The sequence below is a fragment of the Oceanicola sp. D3 genome, from assembly GCF_006351965.1.
Taxonomy (GTDB): domain Bacteria; phylum Pseudomonadota; class Alphaproteobacteria; order Rhodobacterales; family Rhodobacteraceae; genus Vannielia.
In genome coordinates, this window is record NZ_CP040932.1 from 2,315,855 (window position 1) to 2,334,608 (window position 18,754).

Below are 18,754 nucleotides of genomic sequence, written 5' to 3' on the forward strand. Positions count from 1 at the left end.
GCGCTCCCCTCGCAGCCTCGGCAATGGTGGCGGGATGGTGCCGCGCCCCGGTGCATCTGGCAATTTAGCCATCAGTATCGGTGGGCCGGGCCAGCAGCGCATGGGCCAGCGCGCGCGGATCGGGCCGCGCAGCGCCCTTGCCGAAGAGTGCAGCGTCAAGCTCGGCCATCGCCCTTTGCGACGCCGGGCTGCTGCGCCCCTGCCGCGCCAGCGCCGCCCCTGCCCGCCTCAGCGCCGCAAGGTCACCCGCCCGCGCGGCCCGCCGCACCTGCCAGCGCAGCGGATCGGCAAAACCGGGCCTCGCCCACCGCCGCCCCCAGAGCAGCGCCACCAGCCCCACCGCAAGCGCCGCGCCGAATGCGCCGAGCGATAGCCCCGCCCGCACCGTTCCGGCCTTGCCCGGCGCGGGCACAGCGGCGATCGGCGCGGCATAGGCCACGCGCTGTGCCCCAATACGCACCCGCCTCGGCTGCCGTTCCGCCGTGTCGTACCAGTCAAACTCCATCGGCTCGGTGATCGCCGACACCCCGTTGCCCGGCTGGATCGTCCAGCGCCAGAACGCAACAGAGACAGGCCCCTCCGGCGAAAGCTCCACCAGTCGCTGCTCAGGATGCGCAAACACCAGCCCCGTGGGCGAGCGCAGGTCCGGCATCGGCGGGATCATCTGCGGCGCGGCGCCCGTGGCGGCCACCCGCACGATCCGCAGCACCCCTGCCCCCGGCGCAAGCTGATCGGGCGCGTTCGACCAGCTGTCGGTCACCACCAGCCGCCGCACCGGAAACCACCACCTCGCATCACCCGGGGCCTCGGCCACCTGCACCGTCACCGGCTCGGAGGCCAGATCATGGTCAAACCAATCGTCGTTTTCGTCGATCAGCGTCAGGTGATGGGTGAAGGCGCCAATCTCCACCGGGCCGGGCTCCTCGGCAAACAGCGCCATCCGCCGCCGGAAGTTCTTGACCGGCTGGCCCCGTTCGCGGGTTTCATACCAGTGGTCCTGCCCCAGCTGCATCCACGCAAATCCTTCCAGCTCCGGCTGCTCCAGCCGCTCACGGGCAATGTGGCGGCGGTAGACGCCGTGGATCGTCACCAGCACCATCTCGCCGGTGAGTGGCCCCGCCTCAGGAAAAGTGCCCACATCCTCCACGGTGACGGTCAGCTCAATCTCTCCGGGGCGCACCTCCGCGCTCTGCCCCAGCGCCGCCCCCGCCAGCATCATCCAGATCAGCAAGGCCCTCACTCTGGATCCTCCGCCTCGGGCTGGGCCTCCCCGGCCTGTGCCCGCCGCTTGGCCTCATGCCGGATACGGGCCGCGAGGAAGGCACCGGGCACGTCCTCCAGCGTCTCCAGCCAGCGCTCATCGGCGGTGATGTATTTGTCATCAAACACCTTGCGCACCTCGCGCGCACCATTGGTGACGACTTCAGGGAGGCCAACGAGTGCACCCACATTCGTCACCTCCGTGCCGGTCCCCGCCGCCCGCGCATTGCCCCGCGCCTCAAAGCTCTCCACCGCCTCCTGGTTTTGATCGCGCTCCGAGAACCATTCCACAACCGAGCCGGCCTCAAGCGCGAGCCCTGCATAGTAGGCCGCCACAAGGTCAAAATTCGCCCCCGCCGCACTGTCATCGCCTGCGCGGGCAAGGTCATAGGCCTCCAGCGCCGCAGCATATTGCCCGGCGCGCGCCAGGGCATTGCCCCGGTTGAACGGCTGCCCCGCCGCGCCAAACGCCTCTGCCGCCTCGTCAAAGCGCCCCGCGCGATAAAGCGCCACCCCGCGCCAACCGGGATCGGAAAAGAGCGCAGGCACCGGCACCCCGGCGGCCATCAGCGCCCGGCCAAAAGGCGCAAGCCCGCCCGCCAGCAGGGCCAGCGCGAGCAACGCCCCGGCAAGGATCGCCGCCCCCCTCATGCCAGCCTCCGCCGAAAGGCAAGCAGCAGCGGGATCAACGCAAACAGCAGCACCAACCGCCCGTGATCGGCCAGAAACAACAGCGGATATTCCGCCCGCTCCAATCGAGCCCGCCCGCCCTCGGCCAGAAACGCCGCCAGCGCTGGGCCCTCCAGCGGTGAAAACAGCTTGCCGCCCCCCGCGCGCGCCAACACCTCTGCCGAGGCCAAGCCCTCCGGCGCCACCACCGAAAGCCGCGCGCCCTGCCCGGCCAATCGCGCCGCCGCCTCCGCCGTCTCCGGCCCGAGGCCGCCACCATCGCTGAACAGCACCACATCCGCGCTCACCAGCCGCGCCTCAGCCAAAACCTCGCTCGCCTTGCCCAGCCCCAGCCACGGACGGCTGCCCCTGTCAGGCACGGTCTTGGCATCCACCAATTGCCACGTCTGGGCCAACTCCCTGTGATCGCTGGTCAAATCCGCTGCGTGATAGGCATCACCCGCCACCACCACCAGTGCGGCGGGCCGTGCGCCAAGCCCCGCCATCGCGGCACGGCCCGCGGTTTGCATCTGGCCCCACCCCTCTGCTCCGGTCATCGAAGGCGAGGCATCGAGCACAAAGATGACCCCATCGAGGTTGCGAAAGGCCGCCGCCTCGCGCCGGGTGGTTGCCGGGCCGGTCAGCGCCAGCACCACCAGCGCAGCGGCGGCCAGCGCGCCCAGCCCGCGCATCCCCCGCCGCCCGCTCTGCACATGCCCCAGCCGCCGCAGGGCCTCCATCATCTCGGGGCGCACCACGCGCTCCCAATCACCCAGCCGTGCGCGGCGCTGCCAGAGCAGCACCGCCACCACCGCCAGCACCGGCAATGCGAGCAGCCACCACGGGCGCAGCAGCACAAGCCCGCTCATCCCTGCCCCCGCCACGCCAGCCCGAGGCACAGCATCAACGCCAACCCCGCAGGCCAAACCCAGAACTCCCGCCAGACCTCCGCTGACAAGCCGTCACCCGCCGTTGCCTCCAGCCGGTCAAGCGCCTCGCCCACCGCCACAAGGTCTTCCGTTGTGCGCACCCGAAATGTCTCTCCCCCGCTCAGGCTCGCCACCGCCCGCAGGGTCGCCGCATCCACCACGCCGCGCTCGCCCTCTTCGGCCTCGTCCAGAGCCTTCGGCCCCATGGCGATGGTGTGGACCCGCACGCCCATCTCGGCGGCAAGGCTGGCCACACCGCGCGGGTTGGTCGCGCCCGCGTTGTTCGCCCCGTCCGACAACAGGATCACCACCTTCGTCGCCGCCTCGCTCCGCACCATCCGCTTCAACGCAAGGCCCACCGCATCGGCCATGTTGGTCGCCCGCCCCGAAATGCCGATCTGCGCCTCTTCGATCCGCCGCGCCACCGCCTCGGTGTCGAAGGTGAAGGGCGCGGCGTAATAGGCCTCCGAGCCGAAGAAGATCAGCGCCACCCGGTCCCCGGCGCGGCGGCGGGCAAATTCCGCCCCCACCCGCTGCACCGCCTCAAGCCGCGAAATTGCTTGCCCGTCGAGCGCAAAGTCCTCGCGCACCATCGAGCCAGAGAGATCTATTGCAATCGCAAGGTCGCGCCCGGTCACCCGCAACGCCGAAACCGGGGCGAGCACCCTTGGCCCGGCCAGCGCCACCACCAGAAGGCACCATGCCAGCGCCGCCATCCACGGCACCTCCCGCCGCCCGCCACCCGCGCCCGCCTGCAAAAAGCCCGCCGCCACCCGCTCTGGCATCCGCAGCGCCGCCCCGCCCCCGCTCGTCGCGGGCAACAAGGCCCAAGCGAGGAGCGGCACGGGCAACAGTAAAAACCACCAGGGCTGTGCAAATTCAGCCATTGGCCCCCTGCCTCTCACCGAGCCTCTCGCCCAGCCCCTCCGGCAGCCCATCCTGCGTGTAGAGCGTGGCGCGGCGGGCGGCATAGCCCGCCGGGTCCGCCTCGCGCCAGAGTCGCAGCAGGGCAATTTCCCGCTCGGCCTCAGGCAGCGCCTCTGCCGCCGCCAGCCGTTCGGCAAAGCTCGGCAGGCGCGCGGGCCTTTGCCGCCGATGCAGCATAGGCCGCAGCAGCGCGGCAAGGCAGAGCGCAAGGGCAAGGCCAATCCCGGCCCCGGCGGCCACCTCGGCCAGCCCGCCCCCGGCGGCCTCGCTTGGCAGGCGAATATCCAGCAGCCCGGCCTGCACCGCCTCTTCCGTCAGCGCCTGCCCGTCTGCCATCGCCTCACCGCCCCCATGCCGCATAAAGCTGCCGGGCCGTCTGCTCCAACGGCGCGGCGGCCTCGATCATCACATGCGGAAAGCCCTCCGGCGCCGCCGGGCCCGGGCTGCTGCCCGAAACCCGCAGCATCCGCACCACGCCGCTGCGCAACCGCACCGGGTAGCGCCCCTCCGGCAAGCCGCCCGGCCCCCGGTCGGCGACCTCCAGCAAGAACGGATGGCGCTTTTGGGCCAGCTCGCCCAGTCGCGCGGCCAGCCCGGAACCCGAGCTGTCAAACCCGCTGGCAATCAGCACCTCGGCCCCGCGCGGCGCGATCCGCTCCAGCGAAAGCAGCTGCGCGGCCAGCTCCGGCTCCTCCTCGTCTTCGCCGCTGGCCATGGCCGCATGAAGGGCCGCGCGATGTGCGCGCACCATGCCGCCGATCACGCCGAGCATCCCCCGTGTCCGGCCCCGCGCGCCCACAATCTCCGGCCCGCCCGCGCCAAGGGTCACAAGCCCAACGCGCCCGCCTTCCTCCACCGCACGCCACCCGATCAGCGCCAGCGCCTCTGCTGCAGCCACCGAGCGAAACGCCCGCCCCGTGCCCCAAAGCATCGAGGGGCGCAGATCCAGCACCAAAAAGCTCACCCGGTCGCGCTCTTCCTGAAACCGCCGGATATGCAGCACCCCGGTGCGTGCCGTGCTGCCCCTGTCGAGATGGCGAATGTCATCGCCCGCCACATATTCTCGCGTGTCCGCAATCTCTTGCCCGCTGCCCCGCCGCTTGCTCAAGAAGCCGCCCGGAATGGCGGCGGGCGGGGCCGTAAGCTCGCGCTCAACGGCCATCTCGCGCAGGGCAATCAGCCGCTCGGCATCGAGCGCCACGCCGGGGATAGAGAGCAAGGGCTCCACCGGGGGGCTCACAGCGGCTCGGTGGCAGCCAGCACATCGGCCACCAGCGCCCGCGCGCTGCGCCCCTCCGACTGCGCCTGCCACGTCAGCACCAGCCGATGGGCCAGCGCGTCTTCAGCCAGCACCTCAACATCCTCCGGCAGCACATGGTCGCGGCCCCGCAGCCATGCGCGCGCCTTGGCCGCCGCCGCCAGCGCAAGGCTGCCGCGCGGGCTGGCGGGATGGGCCAGCTCTTCGGCAAAGGGCGCGGCGCGTGTGGCGGTGACAAGTCGCACGATATAGTCGCGCACCGGGCCGGAAAGATGGGTGCCCATCGCCGCCACCCGCGCCTCGCGAATGTCCTCAACCTCGGGCAAGGCCCCGGCCTCGCTTTGCCCCTCGGCTTCCACCAAATCAAGGATCCGCCGCTCCATCGCGGCATCGGGCAGCTCCAGCATCACATGCAGCAAAAAACGGTCCAGTTGCGCTTCGGGGAGCGGAAAGGTGCCCTCATGCTCAATGGGGTTTTGCGTGGCCACCACCAAAAACGGGTCAGGCAGCCCATGGGTGGCATTGCCGCTCGTCACCTGCCCTTCGCCCATCGCCTCCAGCAGGGCCGATTGCACCTTGGGCGGGGCGCGGTTGATCTCATCGACCAGAACGAGGTTGTGAAAGATCGGGCCGGGCACAAACTCGAAATCCCCGGTCTGTGGCCGGAAGACTGGGGTGCCGGTGAGGTCCGAGGGCAGCAGGTCGGGCGTGCACTGGATCCGGGCAAAGGAGCCGCTGAGGGCCGAAGCCAGGCTCTTGACCGCGCGTGTCTTGGCAAGGCCGGGCGCCCCCTCCACCAGCAGGTGCCCCCCTGCGAGGATGCCGGTAAGCAGTCGCTCGATCAGCCGCTCATGGCCAACCAGCACCTGCCCAAGATGCGCAGAGAGAGCGGCCAGCCCGCGGGTGCCGGTTTCGGTATCCATGCAATCCTCCCAATTCGCAGCCCCAGCCTAGACCCTGCCCGCCGGAAGCGGAAACACAGCCCAAAGTCTTGGTTCTCAGCTCGGTGGTGCAATGCAAGGTTGTGCCCGTCGGGGCATGGGAGCGGCCTCGGCTTAGCGCGTTGCAGCCCCGAGGCGCTTAAATTTGCGCCCGCATGAAGGCACGTTTACCCTGTGTCCGGAAAATGATGGCATGCGCGTGATGCCCGGCCACGGTGCAAGCACGCCCCTTAACCGGAAAGCGCCCGCGATGATCGAACTTGCCTTTGTCACCTGCCTCGCCGCCAGCCCCACCGATTGCGAAAACCGCAGCCTGCTGTTTCAGGATGGCACGCCCACAACCTGTATGAGGATGGCACCTTCGCAACTGGCAAAATGGGCAAACGAACACCCCAACTGGACGGTCGCGCGCTGGAAGTGCCGCGCCTTTGAGGCCGGTGAAGGCCCGGTCGACATCTGAGCCTAACGGCCTGGGCGTTTTGGGAAGATCGCGAGGGCCCGTATGCAGAGACCCGCAGCAACCTGCGCCACCTGTAGGGTGGGCAATCTGCCCACCTTCCCGGAGACTATGCTTTACCCCAGCGCGTAGCCCGCGCCGCGCACCGTGCGCAGCAGGTCATCCCCGCCATGGGCGCCGAGCGCCTTGCGCAGCCGCCCGATATGCACGTCGACTGTGCGGGTATCGACATAGATATCCCGCCCCCAGACCCTGTCGAGCAACTGCTCGCGGCTCCAAACCCGGCCGGGCTTTTCCATGAAGGTAGAGAGCAGCCGAAACTCCTTTGGCCCCAGCTTCAGCTCACGCCCGCTGCGCTCAACCTTGTGGGTCTCGGCATCCAGCATGATGTCTTCATACTCCAGCCGCGCACCCACCGTAGCAGGCCGGGTGCGGCGCAGCTGGGCGCGGATGCGGGCCATCAGCTCGATCACGCTGTAGGGCTTCACCACGTAGTCATCGGCCCCGGTCTCCAGCCCGCGCACGCGGTCAACCTCCTCGGCACGAGCCGAGAGCATGATGATCGGGATCGCGCGAGTGTCGTTCTTCAGCTTCAGGCGGCGGCACACCTCGATACCCGAAAGATTCGGCAGCATCCAGTCCAGCACGATCAGGTCGGGACGCTCCTCTTCGACCAGCAAAATGGCATCCTCGCCATTGTCCGCCGAAACAAGGTCAAACCCTTCCGCCTCAAGGTTGTAGCTCAAGACCTCGCGTTGCGCTGGCTCATCTTCGACAACCAGCACCAGAGGTTGTGCAGTGCGGCTCATCTCAGCGTTCCACCTCATAGGCCAGCGCGGTGTCTTTCGGGCGGCTTTCCTCGGGCATCTCGCCGGTGACCAGATAAATCACCTGCTCGGCAATCGAAGTCACATGGTCTCCCATCCGTTCAGTGTTCTTGGCGATGAAATGCAGATGCATGCAGGCGGTGATGTTGCGCGGATCTTCCATCATGTAGGTCAGGAACTCGCGGAACAGCGCGTTATACATCTGGTCCACCTCCTGATCGCGCATCCGCACATCAGCAGCCAGCTCGGCATCGCGCTGCACATAGGCGTCCAGCGCGTCCTTCAGCATCCCCTCCACCGCGCGGCACATCCGGCGGATCGAGGTGGTGGCTCCTTCAATCGGGTCCAGCTGCACCAGCACGCCAGTGCGCTTGGCCATGTTCTTGGCATAGTCGCCAACCCGCTCAAGGTTGCCCGATATCTTCATCACCGAAAGCGCGGTGCGCAGATCGGTGCCCACCGGGGCGCGCAGCGCGATGAGCCGGGCAACCTCTTCGGCCACCTGCTCTTCAAGCCCGTCGATGGCCTTGTCGTTCTTGCGCACGCGCTCGGCGGTCTCTTCGTCACGGGCATCCAGCGAGGCGGCGGCCTCGGTGATGGCGGTCTCCACCATGCCGCCCATCTTCATGATCATCGCCTGAATGGCCTCCAGATCACGGTCGAAGGCCGAGGCGATATGCTGTTCGTTCGGGGGAAGTGCAGACATGTTATCAGCCAATCTTGCCAGAGATGTAGGATTCGGTGCGCGGGTCTGTCGGGCGGGTAAAGATGGTGCCTGTCTCGCCGAACTCCACCAGATTGCCGAGGTGGAAGAACGCTGTCTTCTGGCTCACCCGGGCGGCCTGCTGCATCGAGTGGGTCACGATCACCACCGAGTATTGCGCGCGGAGCTCGTCAATCAGCTCTTCCACCTGGCTGGTGGCAATCGGGTCGAGCGCTGAGCAGGGCTCGTCCATCAACAGAACCTCGGGCTCAGTGGCGATGGCGCGGGCGATGCACAGGCGCTGCTGCTGCCCGCCCGAAAGCCCGGTGCCCGGCGCATCCAGCCGGTCCTTCACCTCATCCCAGATCGCCCCGCGCCGCAGGCTCTTTTCCACGATCACATCCAGATCGGCCTTGCTCTTGGCGAGGCCATGGATACGCGGGCCGTAGGCGATGTTGTCATAGATCGACTTCGGAAAGGGGTTGGGCTTCTGAAAGACCATGCCCACCTTGGCGCGCAGCTGCACCGGGTCGACCTTCTTGTCATAGATGTTTTCGCCGTCGAGCAGAATTTCGCCCTCGACCCGGCAGATGTCGATGGTGTCGTTCATCCGGTTCAGGCAGCGCAGGAAGGTGGATTTGCCGCAGCCCGACGGCCCGATGAAGGCGGTCACGGTCTTGTCCTCGATCTGCACGTCCACGTCCTTGATGGCGTGGGTATCGCCATAATAGACCTGACACTTGCTGGCCGAGATCTTGATATTGTCAGTGTCCACTATTCTCTCCAGCGGTCGCATGTCATTCATTTCGATGGCTCCCCTTACCAGCGCCGTTCAAAGCGCCGGCGCAGCACGATGGCAATGGCGTTCATGATCAGCAAGAACACGAGCAGCACGATGATACCGCCCCAGGCCTTTTCATAGAAGGCCGCGTCCGAACGGGCGGCCCAGGTGTAGATTTGTGCGGGCATTGCTGAGTTCGGCTCCACGAACCCCTCGATAAAGCCGCCCGGATATTCGCGGGCGACAAAGCCCACCATCCCGATCAGCAGCAGCGGCGCGGTCTCTCCCAGCGCTTGGGCCAGGCCGATGATCGTGCCGGTCAGAATGCCGGGCGCAGCCAGCGGCAATACGTGGTGGAAGACGGCCTGCATCTTGCTCGCCCCCACCCCCAGCGCCGCATCGCGGATGCTGGGCGGCACGGCCTTCAGGCTGGCGCGGGTCGAGATGATAATCGTCGGCAGGGTCATCAGCGTCAGCACAAGCCCACCCACGATCGGGGCCGATTGCGGCAGCCCGGCAAACTGGATGAAGACCGCAAGGCCGAGGATACCAAACACGATGGAGGGCACGGCGGCGAGGTTGGAGATGTTCACCTCGATGATATCCGTCCAGCGGTTCTTGGGCGCAAACTCCTCAAGATAGATCGAGGCGGCCACGCCGATCGGCAGGCTGAGCGCCAGCACCACCAGCATCATGAAGAACGAGCCCAGCACCGAGGCGCCAATGCCCGCACCGCCGGGGTTGTCCACGCCCGCATCCTTGCCGGTGATGAAGCCCCAGTCGAACTGCCGGGTTATGATCCCCGCCTTGGTCAGCGCATCCACCACGTCGAGGTCACTGGCCACCATGAAGCGGCTGTCAACCAGCGTCTCGCGATTGACCCTGCCCTTGAAGTAGCCATCCACCCGGCTGGAGGCATTGAGCGTAAAGCTCACAGGCTCGCCAATGCTCTCCGGGTTCTCCTGAAAGAACACCCGCAGATCGCTGCCCACCTTGCCCATGATCCGCTCAATCGCGTCATCCTGCACATCGTCGCCAATCCCTGCCTCGCGCAGCTGGTTGCCGAGCTGCGCGATGAAGAGCTTGGTATAGGCAGCGGTCTTCAGCATCCCGCTTTCGGCCTCGTCGATCTCGGCCTGGCTTACGTTCATCTCCAGCGTCACCACCGTGGTGGTGAAAGCCGGAATGCCCGAGCGCAGGATCGAAACCGCGAGCACCACCAGAAAGAACAGCCCCAGCGCAATCGCGGCAATCCCATAGGCCTTGAAGCGGCTTTCGGCGGCATTACGGCGCTTTGTGCGCGGGTCCAGCGTGGCAAGCGAGCCATGGCGCCGAGCCGGAGCGGCATTTGCAGTTGCATCGGCCATCAGTCGTATTGCTCCTGATATTTGCGCACGATGTAGAGCGCGAAAACGTTGAGCCCGAGGGTGATGACGAAGAGCGTCATCCCGAGGGCAAAGGCCACCAGAGCCTCGGGCGAGGCAAAGTCTGCATCGCCGGTCAGCTGGCTAACGATCTTTGCGGTGATCGTGGTCATCGCTTCAAACGGGTTGAGGCTGAGCCGCGCCGCAGCACCCGCGCCGAGCACCACAATCATGGTCTCACCAATGGCGCGCGAGGCCGCCAGCAGCACCGCACCAACGATGCCGGGCAGCGCGGCGGGCAGCACCACCTGCCGGATCGTCTCCGACTGGGTCGCGCCAAGGCCATAGGAGCCATCGCGCATCGCCTGGGGCACCGCGTTGATGATGTCATCGCTCAGCGAGGAGACGAAGGGGATGAGCATGATCCCCATCACCAGCCCGGCGGTCATCACCGCCGTGCCCGATTGCATCCAGCCAAGCCCTTCGCCGCCAAAGACCGCCATCAGCAGCGGGCCAACGGTGAGCAGCGCGAAGAGGCCGTAAACAATGGTCGGGATACCGGCGAGGATCTCCAGCAGCGGCTTGGCCACCGAGCGCACCCGGTTGGAGGCGTATTCGCTGAGGTAGATCGCCGCGAAGAGGCCAATCGGCACCGCCACCGCCAGTGCGATGACCGAAATGTAGAGCGTGCCCCAGAGCAGCGGCCAGATGCCCAGCTCCGAGCCGCCGCCAAAGGAGGGCGACCATGTGAGCGAACCGAAAAACTCGCTGGGCGGGTAGATCCGGAAGAACTCGATGGTGTTGAACAGCAGGCTCAGCACAATGCCGACCGTTGTCAGAATGGCAATCGAGGCCGCGCCGACCAGCAGCCAGCGCACGCCCCGCTCCACCACATTGCGGGCGCGATAGTCCTTTTGTGCCCGCATCACCGCCAGCGCGGCACCGGCGAGGGCAATCGCAATCACCGCAACAGTCATCCACAGGCGCGAGGCGCGATTGGCCAGCCGCATCTCCTGCGCGGCCCGCAGCACCGGCGTGGTGACGTTCTGGGTAATCACCTGACCGGCGTCCTTCAGTCGGGCAGTCATATCGGTAAAATCGGCGCGGGCGTTGGCGGCGGTGTCTTCACTCATCACCCCCATCGAAACCGCGTTATCGAGGCCATCGGAAACCCGCCGCACCTCGGCCATCAGCAGGTTCGTCGAGGCCGCCTGCTCCACCACATCGGCAGGCAATTGTCCGGCCACCCGCTTCTCGATCACGATGGGAGAGGCGATGAGCCAGACAATCAGCAGCAGAACGGCCGGCGCCACGGCGAACAAAAAGCCCATGTAGCCGTAATAGCTGGGCAGCGAGTGCAGGTGCCGCGGGTCGTTGCCCGCAGTGGCCAGCGCACGGCTGCGGGCTACCACATAGCCCACCACGCCAAGGCCAAGAACAATCAGGATGATCCACAAAACCGGCATGTGCCGTCCCCCGGGGTCTGAATTCTGTGCCCCGTCAACTCGGGGCTGTCACTGGTATCATCACGCGCAAAAAAGGGGGCGGCACCACAGCGGCACCGCCCCCGATCAGCGAAAAGGCTTACATGCCTTCGCCCATGGTCTGCTCTTCGTTCACCATGGCCTGGGTCTTGGCCAGCTCCGGGTCGGAGACGAGGCCGTAGTTGGCCAGCGGGCCGGTCGGGCCAGCAAGGTCATCGGAGATGAAGAACTGGGCATACTCTTTCAGGCCGGGGATCACGCCGATGTGGGCCTTCTTGATGTAGAAGTAGAGCGGACGCGACACCGGGTATTCACCCGAGGCGATGGTCTCGGTCTTGGGCTCAACGCCGCCCATGGTGGCAACCTTCAGCTTGTCCTGGTTGTTCTCGTAGAACGCCAGGCCGAACACGCCGATGCCGTTGGGGTTGGAGTCGATGCGGGCGAGGGTCTCGGTGTAGTCGCCGTCGATGTCGACCGACTTGCCGTCGGTGCGCACTGCGAGGCAGGCGTCTTCGGCGTCGTCCTCGGACATGCCGCCTGCAACCATGGCTTCCATGGCGCCGGTGACTTCACAACCAGCCGCCATCACCTTCTCTTCGAAGACTTCGCGGGTGCCGTGCTTGGTGCCGGGGATGAAAGCGGCGATTTCAGCGTCGGGCAGATCGGCGTTGAACTCGTTCCACTTGGTGTAGGGGTTGTCGACCAGCTCACCGTCCACAACCACTTTCGGGGCCAGGGCGTTGAAAATGTCGGCCGGCTGGAAGGCGGTGAAGGCCGGGCCGGACTGCTGGGAGGCAAACACGATGCCATCATAGCCGATGCGCACTTCGATGATGTCGGTCACGCCGGCATCGGCACAGGCCTTGATCTCTTTTTCGCGGATGGCGCGCGAGGCGTTGGCCACGTCGATGGTGTTCTCGCCCACGCCTTCGCAGAAGCGCTTGAGGCCAGCCGAGGAGCCGCCCGATTCCACAACCGGGGTCGGGAAGTCGGTGTTTTCGCCGAAGGCTTCGGCAACGATGGAGGCGTAGGGCAGCACGGTGGACGACCCGGCAACCTGCACTTGGTCACGGGCGGCAGCAGTGCCGGCGGCCAGCGCGGTCAGCGCGAGGGTGGAAACTGTGAGCTTGGTGAAAGACATCTGGAACTCCGTTGCATGTCAGGCTCGCCCCATCTGCTCATGAGGGGCGTTCGCAGGGCCCTTCTCTGCTCTGCGTGTTAGGCTTTTGTGACAGGTGTGTAACAGTTTTATGACATGGCGTAGGGGAAGGGAAATCTCTGTAGTGCAGATACGGCTAACGGCCGTTCAGAGCCCAGAGTCACCGATGCTGCGACGTGGATCAATGTCCGCCAAGGTGGCACATTGAATGAAATTCTCTTGGGATTGCTCGCAACCTAGCCTATGGAGGCTCCCTTTGCCCTGATCCTCGCACCCGATCTGGCTCATGTCCACTGCCAAAAAATTTCTTGATCAGGTCGGGACTTCAATGCATCGTCAATGAATAAGGTATTTTAGGCTTGACCCAAACGGCATCTTGGTCAGAAGTCAGCTCGCCAAGATAGGACGATATGGAAAAAAATCACATAGTTTTGCTAATACACGGCATCAGGACGCAAGGCTCCTGGGCCGAAATGGTTTCACAAACCCTTGAGCGAGACCCTACTATAAAAGTCCAGCCCATCAAGTATGGCTTCTTCGACACATTCCGGTTCCTATCGCCATTTTGGACAAGAGAGGAACCAATTCGACGGGTCATCCAAGAATACCGAGATACGAGGCGAAATTTTCCAAACGCCAAGATATCAGTGATCGCTCATAGCTTCGGAACCTTTGCCCTTACAAAGGCTCTGCGAGCACCTGACATAGAGCTTTATAGAATCATTCTGTGCGGCTCAATTGTTCCTGAGAGTTTCCGAGTGGCTTCGCACAGAGCACAAATTACATTTGACCCAATCTTAAACGACTGCGGGACACACGATATCTGGCCGCTACTCGCAAAATCAGTCACTTGGGGTTACGGATCAACAGGGACATTTGGGTTTGGAACAGTGGGTATTCGTGATCGCTTCAACAAGTTTTCCCACAGCCAGTACTTCTCACAGGACTTTGTTGAGGAATACTGGCGCCCATATATTTCTGAAGGTGTTGTGGTGCCTACGGAATGGGAAGTCGAAAGAGGCAACCCACCCTACTGGCAATCACTATTGTCAATCCTTCCATTGAAAATATTATATGTTCTAGCTTTGGCACTCCTGGGGTCTTGGGGGTTTCTAACTTACGAAGATTCAAAAATTTCTTCAATCGAATTCGGTGCGAACTTTTTCGTTGCCCATTATGTTGGAGCAGCGGAAATTGAAGTGCATCTAATTTTTGAAAACAATAGCCGCGAAATCTCCGAATTCTCAAACTTCACGGGCAAATTATTTGGGCCGAGTCAGCAAGCACTTGACGTTAGATTTTTTATGATCGGTGAAAGGGTTGCGGGGGCGCCTACGCCTATGTTTCCGGCGACGTCTACTCCCATTATCGTATCGCCAAGCCAGTCGAGGTCTTTGCGACTTGCATTTGCCGAAGATGCATTTGAGCAAACGCCTGTGCTGAATGAAATATTCAAGAATTTTCAGAATAGCAAATTGGCTGTTAACAAATGGGACCCAGATCTAGACTTGGTATCGGATCGTTTGGTTGCAGAGATTTCAAGTATTGCATATGAACGGTTTCCGCTGGAAGCGGGAGATTGGACTTTCTCAATGAGTTATTCTGTTGACGGCTCAACCCGAGAAATATCTGAAAAATTTACCTTAACAGACGCAAACATTAGCAGAATGTTGAGCTCGGTGCCATACTACTCCAGTGGCCTGGGTATACTTCCTTTTTGGAAATATGGAGCACCAGATGGCTGGAGTATTATTTCTACAGAAATAACGGTAGACGGAATCTGAAAACTTATATATGTAGCGGAATCAAAGCGCATTGTGCACTGAAGTGCTGCAAAGGCCGGTGTTTCGCAGTTTGATAAAATCTACGAATCTCACAGCCAAGAGCTAGAAGCCGGTCACTCGAGCCCGAGCGACGAATTGGTGCATTTCCCGCACAGCCGCCCTCTACCCCCCGTCCCCCAACGGCAAAAACACCGTAAAACACGCCCCCTGCCCCGGCTCGCTCTCGATCTGAAAGCGCCCCCGATGGCGCGCGACGATGTGTTTGGCAATCGCCAGCCCCAGCCCGGTGCCGCCCATCTCCCGCGAGCGGTGCGAATCCACCCGGTAAAACCGTTCCGTCAGGCGCGGAATATGCCTCGGGTCGATCCCGTCCCCGAAATCCCGCACAGAGCAGCGCAGCGCCGGGCCGCGCAGGGCCACCACGCGCTCTTCCGCCACCACCGAAATCTCGATCTTCCCGCCCCCGCCGCCATATTTCAGCGCGTTCTCGATAAGGTTGGTGAAAACCTGCGTCAGTTGGTCGGCATCGCCCGGCACCTTCGGCAGGTCCGGCGGGAAGTGCCGCACCAACTCCAGCCGGGCCTCCTCCGCCAGCGGCTTCAGCGCATTCGCCGCCGAGGCCAGAAGCTGGCCTACATCCACCAGCGAGGAGGGCCGCTGCATCGCCACCGCCTCCACCCGGCTGAGCGAGAGCAAATCATTCACCAGCCGGTTCATCCGCGCCGTCTCGCGCTCCATGATGCCCAAAAACCGCTCCCGCGCCGCCTCGTCGTTCTTCGCCGGGCCCCGCAGGGTTTCGATGAAGCCGGTCAGCGCGGTCAGCGGCGTTTTCAACTCGTGGCTCACATTGGCCACAAAATCCCGGCGAATCTGGTTGGCCGCCTCGGTCTGGCTCAAATCCTCGAAGGCCAGCACCACCCGCCCCTTCACCAGCGTCGCCTTCACCTGAAAGATCTGCTCGCCTTCGCCCTCAACCCGCCGCACCCGCGCCTGCCCCGAAAGGCCGCCATCCAGCGCGTTTTCGATCAGCTGGGCCACGGCGGGCTGGCGCAATTGCAGGCTATAATGCCGCCCCTGCCCCACACGGCCAAAAAGCGCGGCGGCGGGCGCGTTGATCGCCTCGATCTTCGCATCCGCGCCAATGGTGATCAGCGGCATCGGCACCGCATCCAGAAACCCCTCGATCCCGGCCAGCGTATCCACCGGCTCAGATCGCCTTCAGGCCGGTGCGAAACCGCCGCATGTTCTCTTGGTAGTGCACCGCCGAGCGCCGCAGCCCCTCGATGGCCGCCTCGTCAAGCTGGCGCACCACCTTGCCCGGCGCGCCCATCACCAATGAGCCGTCAGGAATTTCCTTGCCCTCGGTAATCAGCGCGCCCGCCCCGATCAGGCAGTTCTTGCCGATGACAGCCCGGTTGAGCACCGTGGCCCCCATCCCGATCAGCGAGTTCTCTCCAATGGTGCAGCCGTGGAGCATGGCCTTGTGGCCCACCGTCACCCCCGCCCCAATCGTGAGCGGGCAGCCCGGGTCGGTGTGGCACACCGTGTTCTCCTGCACGTTCGCCCCCGCGCCCACGCGAATTTCCTCGTTGTCGCCCCGCAGCGTGCAGCCAAACCAAACCGAGGCCCGGCTCTCCAGCACCACATTGCCAATCAGGTTGGCATCGGGGGCCACCCAATAGTCGCCATCGCCCGGAAACTGCGGCGCAAGCCCGTCCAGCTCGTAAATCATCGACCTTCCTTCACCCGAAACTGCTCATGGAGCGTGCGCACATGGGAGGCCAGATCAGGCTGCTGCGCCCGTCGCATCCGCTCGGCGCTGACGATGGTGCGCAGGTGCGTTTCGCTGTCGTCCAGATCGTCGTTTACCAGCACATAGTCATAGCTGTCCCAGTGGCTGATCTCGTCCCAGCTCTTTTGCATCCGCTTGGCAATTGTCTCTTCCTCGTCCTGCCCGCGCTCGATGAGGCGGCGGCGAAGCTCGTCGATCGAGGGCGGCAGGATGAAGATCGAGAGCGTGTGCTTGCCAAGTTCGGAGTTGCGAATCTGCTGCGCGCCTTGCCAGTCCACATCAAACAGCACATCACGGCCCGCGTTGATCGCCTCGCGCACCGGGCCGGCGGGGCTGCCGTAGTGATTGCCAAACACATGGGCGTGTTCCAGCATCTGTTCCTCGGCCACCTGCTGGCGAAATTCCGTCTCGCTGAGAAAGTGGTAGTGCACCCCATCCTCCTCGCCCGGCCGCGGCTTGCGGGTGGTGGCGCTGATGGAAAAGCGCAGATCGCTGTCCCAGGCCATCAACCGGCGTGCAAGGGTTGTCTTGCCCGCCCCGGAGGGCGACGACAGGATGATGAGCAATCCGCGTCTGGCCAAGGCTGGGCTCCCCCTCACTCGATGTTCTGAACCTGCTCCCGCATCTGGTCGATGGCGGCCTTGAGGTCAAGCCCGATGCGGGTCAGCTCCACCGCCTGCGCCTTGGAGCAAAGCGTGTTGGCCTCGCGGTTGAACTCCTGACAGAGAAAATCCAGCTTGCGGCCCACGGCGTCTTCACTGGCCAGCAACTCGCGGCTTGCCGTTACATGGGCTTCCAGCCGGTCAAGCTCTTCGGTCACGTCGCTCTTCAGCGCCAGCAGCGCCACCTCCTGCGCCACCCGGTCCTGATCGAGGCCCTTAGCGTTTTCCAGCACACGGGTGAGGTTTTCCTTCAGGCTCTCAGCCATCTCGGCCTTGCGCTCCTCGGCCACGGGGCGGGCCTCGCGCACCAGCTTGGCCACCTTGTCGAGATGGGCCAGCATGACGGCATGCAGCGCCGCCCCCTCGGTGGCCCGCATCTCCAAGAATGAATCCATCAAGGGCGGGAAATCGGCCATCAGCTTGCCGCGCAGCGCCGCCATCTCGCCTTCGCTCAACTGCTGCGGATCGTCGGCAATGCCCTTCATCGCAAGGATCTCGGCAGTGGTCGGCGCCTTCAGCTCCACCCCGGCCCGTTCCGCCTCTCGGGTGATCTCGCTGAGCGCCGCCAAAACCTGTGCCAGCTGCGAGCCATCCAGCTTCATCGCCCCGCTCGTGCGGCTCCGTTCCACCCGAAGCGTGAGAGACACATTGCCCCGCACCAGCGAACGGTTCAGCTCCGTGCGCAGCCCCTGCTCCAGCCCGCTGATCCACTCGGGCAGCCGCAAACGCAGGTCCAGCCCCTTGCCGTTCACGCCCCGCATTTCCCAGCTCCAGGTAAAGTCGCTGCCCTGCTGGGTACGGGCGGCGAATCCTGTCATGGAGTTAACCATTTATGAATTTTCCCCCCGGAAATTCGTCGGGCTCTGTGCTATTAACGGATAGGTAATCTTTCTTGTCCATGGGTTAACAGACCAGATGCTCTTGGACAATAAAGCCAGCGGGAATTCTAGCGAGGGCGGTGACGTGGAACATCAAGAGGATAGAGGCCGTGGGGTGGTTTCGCTGATGAAGTATAACAACGACATTCGATTCCCCGCCATCCACACTCTGCGCCGCTACTGGGATGAGCTGCGCGGCCCGCGCCAAGTGCCTTCGCGCGCCGAGGTCGATCCCCGCGCCATTGAGGAAACGCTGGAATATGCCTTCATCCTTGAGCGGATCGCGCCCGGTGTGGGCCGCTTCCGCCTTGCGGGGATGCACCTGAATGACCTGATGGGCATGGAAGTGCGCGGTATGCCCTGCACCTCCATGTTCATGCCCGAGCACCGCGCCACCCTGAGCCGCGCGCTAGAGGAGGTCTTCGCTGGCCCCTCCACCGCCCTGCTCACCCTTGCTGGCGAGCGCGGCGTGGGCCGCCCGCCGATGGACGGGCAAATGCTGCTTCTGCCGCTCACCTCCGACTTCGGCGATGTAACCCGGGCGCTGGGCTGCCTCTGCACCATCGGTCCCATCGGCCGCTCCCCGCGCCGCTTTACCGTGAAGGATGAAATCATCCGCCCGGTCCGCGTCACCGCTGGCGCGGAAGACCTGGGCACCCCCATGACCCGCGAAGAGCGGCTGAAAGCACGCAAGGCCGCCGCCAAAGCAAAGGCCGAGACCACGCCCGAGGCCGCCCCGCAAGGCTTCGCCGAGCCCGCCCCCGGCTTCACTCCCGCGCCCCCGTCCCCCCCCGCACCCGGCGACAAACCCCGCCTGCGCCTCGTGCGCTCGGACGGCGAAGAGGTTGACGCAAAGGGCTGATAAGAAGGCCCTCACGC

Annotated in this window: 20 protein-coding genes; 3 read left to right on the plus strand and 17 right to left on the minus strand. The window is 64.3% G+C overall.

Features of this window, described 5'->3' with window-relative positions; translation table 11 throughout:
* Positions 1-64: 64 nt before the first annotated feature.
* Genes FHY55_RS11715 through FHY55_RS11745 form a run of 7 tightly spaced genes read right to left on the minus strand, consistent with a single transcriptional unit; the run spans position 65 to position 5,966 of the window.
* Positions 65-1,240, minus strand: coding sequence for a BatD family protein (locus tag FHY55_RS11715; RefSeq protein ID WP_140014369.1), 1,176 nt, complete (start codon positions 1,238-1,240; stop codon positions 65-67).
* Entirely contained in the window at positions 1,237-1,911 is a 675-nt protein-coding gene (locus FHY55_RS11720; protein WP_140014370.1) for a hypothetical protein, read from the minus strand. The genes FHY55_RS11715 and FHY55_RS11720 overlap by 4 nt, the downstream gene beginning before the upstream one ends.
* On the minus strand, positions 1,908-2,798 hold the full coding sequence (locus FHY55_RS11725) for a VWA domain-containing protein (RefSeq protein ID WP_140014371.1): 891 nt from the start codon (positions 2,796-2,798) through the stop codon (positions 1,908-1,910). Before FHY55_RS11725 ends, FHY55_RS11720 begins: the two co-directional genes overlap by 4 nt.
* Entirely contained in the window at positions 2,795-3,745 is a 951-nt protein-coding gene (locus FHY55_RS11730) for a VWA domain-containing protein (RefSeq protein WP_140014372.1), read from the minus strand. The genes FHY55_RS11725 and FHY55_RS11730 overlap by 4 nt, the downstream gene beginning before the upstream one ends.
* Positions 3,738-4,121, minus strand: a complete 384-nt coding sequence (locus FHY55_RS11735; protein WP_140014373.1) for a hypothetical protein — start codon at positions 4,119-4,121, stop codon at positions 3,738-3,740. The genes FHY55_RS11730 and FHY55_RS11735 overlap by 8 nt, the downstream gene beginning before the upstream one ends.
* A 4-nt stretch (positions 4,122-4,125) precedes the next feature.
* The gene (locus FHY55_RS11740) at positions 4,126-5,025 is read right to left on the minus strand and encodes a DUF58 domain-containing protein (protein WP_254695293.1); all 900 of its coding nucleotides are present in this window, start codon (positions 5,023-5,025) and stop codon (positions 4,126-4,128) included.
* Positions 5,022-5,966, minus strand: coding sequence for a MoxR family ATPase (locus FHY55_RS11745; RefSeq protein WP_140014374.1), 945 nt, complete (start codon positions 5,964-5,966; stop codon positions 5,022-5,024). The genes FHY55_RS11740 and FHY55_RS11745 overlap by 4 nt, the downstream gene beginning before the upstream one ends.
* 268 nt (positions 5,967-6,234) lie before the next feature.
* On the opposite strand from FHY55_RS11745, the gene FHY55_RS11750 reads away from it, so the two are divergent.
* The gene (locus FHY55_RS11750) at positions 6,235-6,444 is read left to right on the plus strand and encodes a hypothetical protein (protein ID WP_140014375.1); all 210 of its coding nucleotides are present in this window, start codon (positions 6,235-6,237) and stop codon (positions 6,442-6,444) included.
* Positions 6,445-6,557: 113 nt separating this feature from the next.
* Here FHY55_RS11750 and phoB read toward each other — a convergent pair whose 3' ends face one another.
* The 6 genes from phoB to FHY55_RS11780 form a co-directional block, all read right to left on the minus strand.
* Entirely contained in the window at positions 6,558-7,250 is a 693-nt protein-coding gene (phoB, locus tag FHY55_RS11755; RefSeq protein WP_140014376.1) for a phosphate regulon transcriptional regulator PhoB, read from the minus strand.
* Position 7,251: 1 nt separating this feature from the next.
* Positions 7,252-7,974 carry a phosphate signaling complex protein PhoU gene (phoU, locus tag FHY55_RS11760; protein ID WP_140014377.1) on the minus strand — a complete coding sequence of 241 codons (723 nt, stop codon included), beginning with the start codon at positions 7,972-7,974 and terminating at the stop codon, positions 7,252-7,254.
* Positions 7,975-7,978: 4 nt separating this feature from the next.
* Positions 7,979-8,776 carry a phosphate ABC transporter ATP-binding protein PstB gene (pstB, locus tag FHY55_RS11765; protein ID WP_140014378.1) on the minus strand — a complete coding sequence of 266 codons (798 nt, stop codon included), beginning with the start codon at positions 8,774-8,776 and terminating at the stop codon, positions 7,979-7,981.
* A 14-nt stretch (positions 8,777-8,790) separates the two neighbouring features.
* Positions 8,791-10,119: a phosphate ABC transporter permease PstA gene (gene pstA / locus FHY55_RS11770; protein ID WP_140014379.1), complete on the minus strand. Its 1,329-nt coding sequence runs from the start codon at positions 10,117-10,119 to the stop codon at positions 8,791-8,793.
* Positions 10,119-11,582 (minus strand): phosphate ABC transporter permease subunit PstC, encoded by a 1,464-nt coding sequence (gene pstC, locus FHY55_RS11775; protein ID WP_140014380.1) that lies wholly within the window; start codon positions 11,580-11,582, stop codon positions 10,119-10,121. Before pstC ends, pstA begins: the two co-directional genes overlap by 1 nt.
* Positions 11,583-11,700: 118 nt before the next feature.
* Positions 11,701-12,741, minus strand: a complete 1,041-nt coding sequence (locus FHY55_RS11780; protein ID WP_140014381.1) for a substrate-binding domain-containing protein — start codon at positions 12,739-12,741, stop codon at positions 11,701-11,703.
* A gap of 428 nt (positions 12,742-13,169) precedes the next feature.
* Between FHY55_RS11780 and FHY55_RS11785 the strand changes: the two genes are divergently transcribed.
* On the plus strand, positions 13,170-14,543 hold the full coding sequence (locus tag FHY55_RS11785; RefSeq protein WP_140014382.1) for a hypothetical protein: 1,374 nt from the start codon (positions 13,170-13,172) through the stop codon (positions 14,541-14,543).
* A gap of 162 nt (positions 14,544-14,705) precedes the next feature.
* Here the strand turns inward: FHY55_RS11785 and FHY55_RS11790 are convergent, their stop codons facing one another.
* Genes FHY55_RS11790 through FHY55_RS11805 form a run of 4 tightly spaced genes read right to left on the minus strand, consistent with a single transcriptional unit; the run spans position 14,706 to position 17,815 of the window.
* Positions 14,706-15,701 carry a cell wall metabolism sensor histidine kinase WalK gene (locus FHY55_RS11790; RefSeq protein WP_140016095.1) on the minus strand — a complete coding sequence of 332 codons (996 nt, stop codon included), beginning with the start codon at positions 15,699-15,701 and terminating at the stop codon, positions 14,706-14,708.
* Between the two features lie 49 nt (positions 15,702-15,750).
* Positions 15,751-16,275, minus strand: a complete 525-nt coding sequence (locus FHY55_RS11795; protein WP_140014383.1) for a gamma carbonic anhydrase family protein — start codon at positions 16,273-16,275, stop codon at positions 15,751-15,753.
* A complete protein-coding gene (gene gmk / locus FHY55_RS11800) occupies positions 16,272-16,916 on the minus strand; it encodes a guanylate kinase (protein ID WP_140014384.1) in 645 nt (214 codons plus the stop codon). The genes FHY55_RS11795 and gmk overlap by 4 nt, the downstream gene beginning before the upstream one ends.
* 14 nt (positions 16,917-16,930) lie before the next feature.
* Positions 16,931-17,815: a YicC/YloC family endoribonuclease gene (locus FHY55_RS11805; RefSeq protein WP_371706928.1), complete on the minus strand. Its 885-nt coding sequence runs from the start codon at positions 17,813-17,815 to the stop codon at positions 16,931-16,933.
* 145 nt (positions 17,816-17,960) lie between these two features.
* On the opposite strand from FHY55_RS11805, the gene FHY55_RS11810 reads away from it, so the two are divergent.
* Entirely contained in the window at positions 17,961-18,737 is a 777-nt protein-coding gene (locus FHY55_RS11810; RefSeq protein WP_254695294.1) for a PAS domain-containing protein, read from the plus strand.
* Positions 18,738-18,754: the final 17 nt, after the last annotated feature.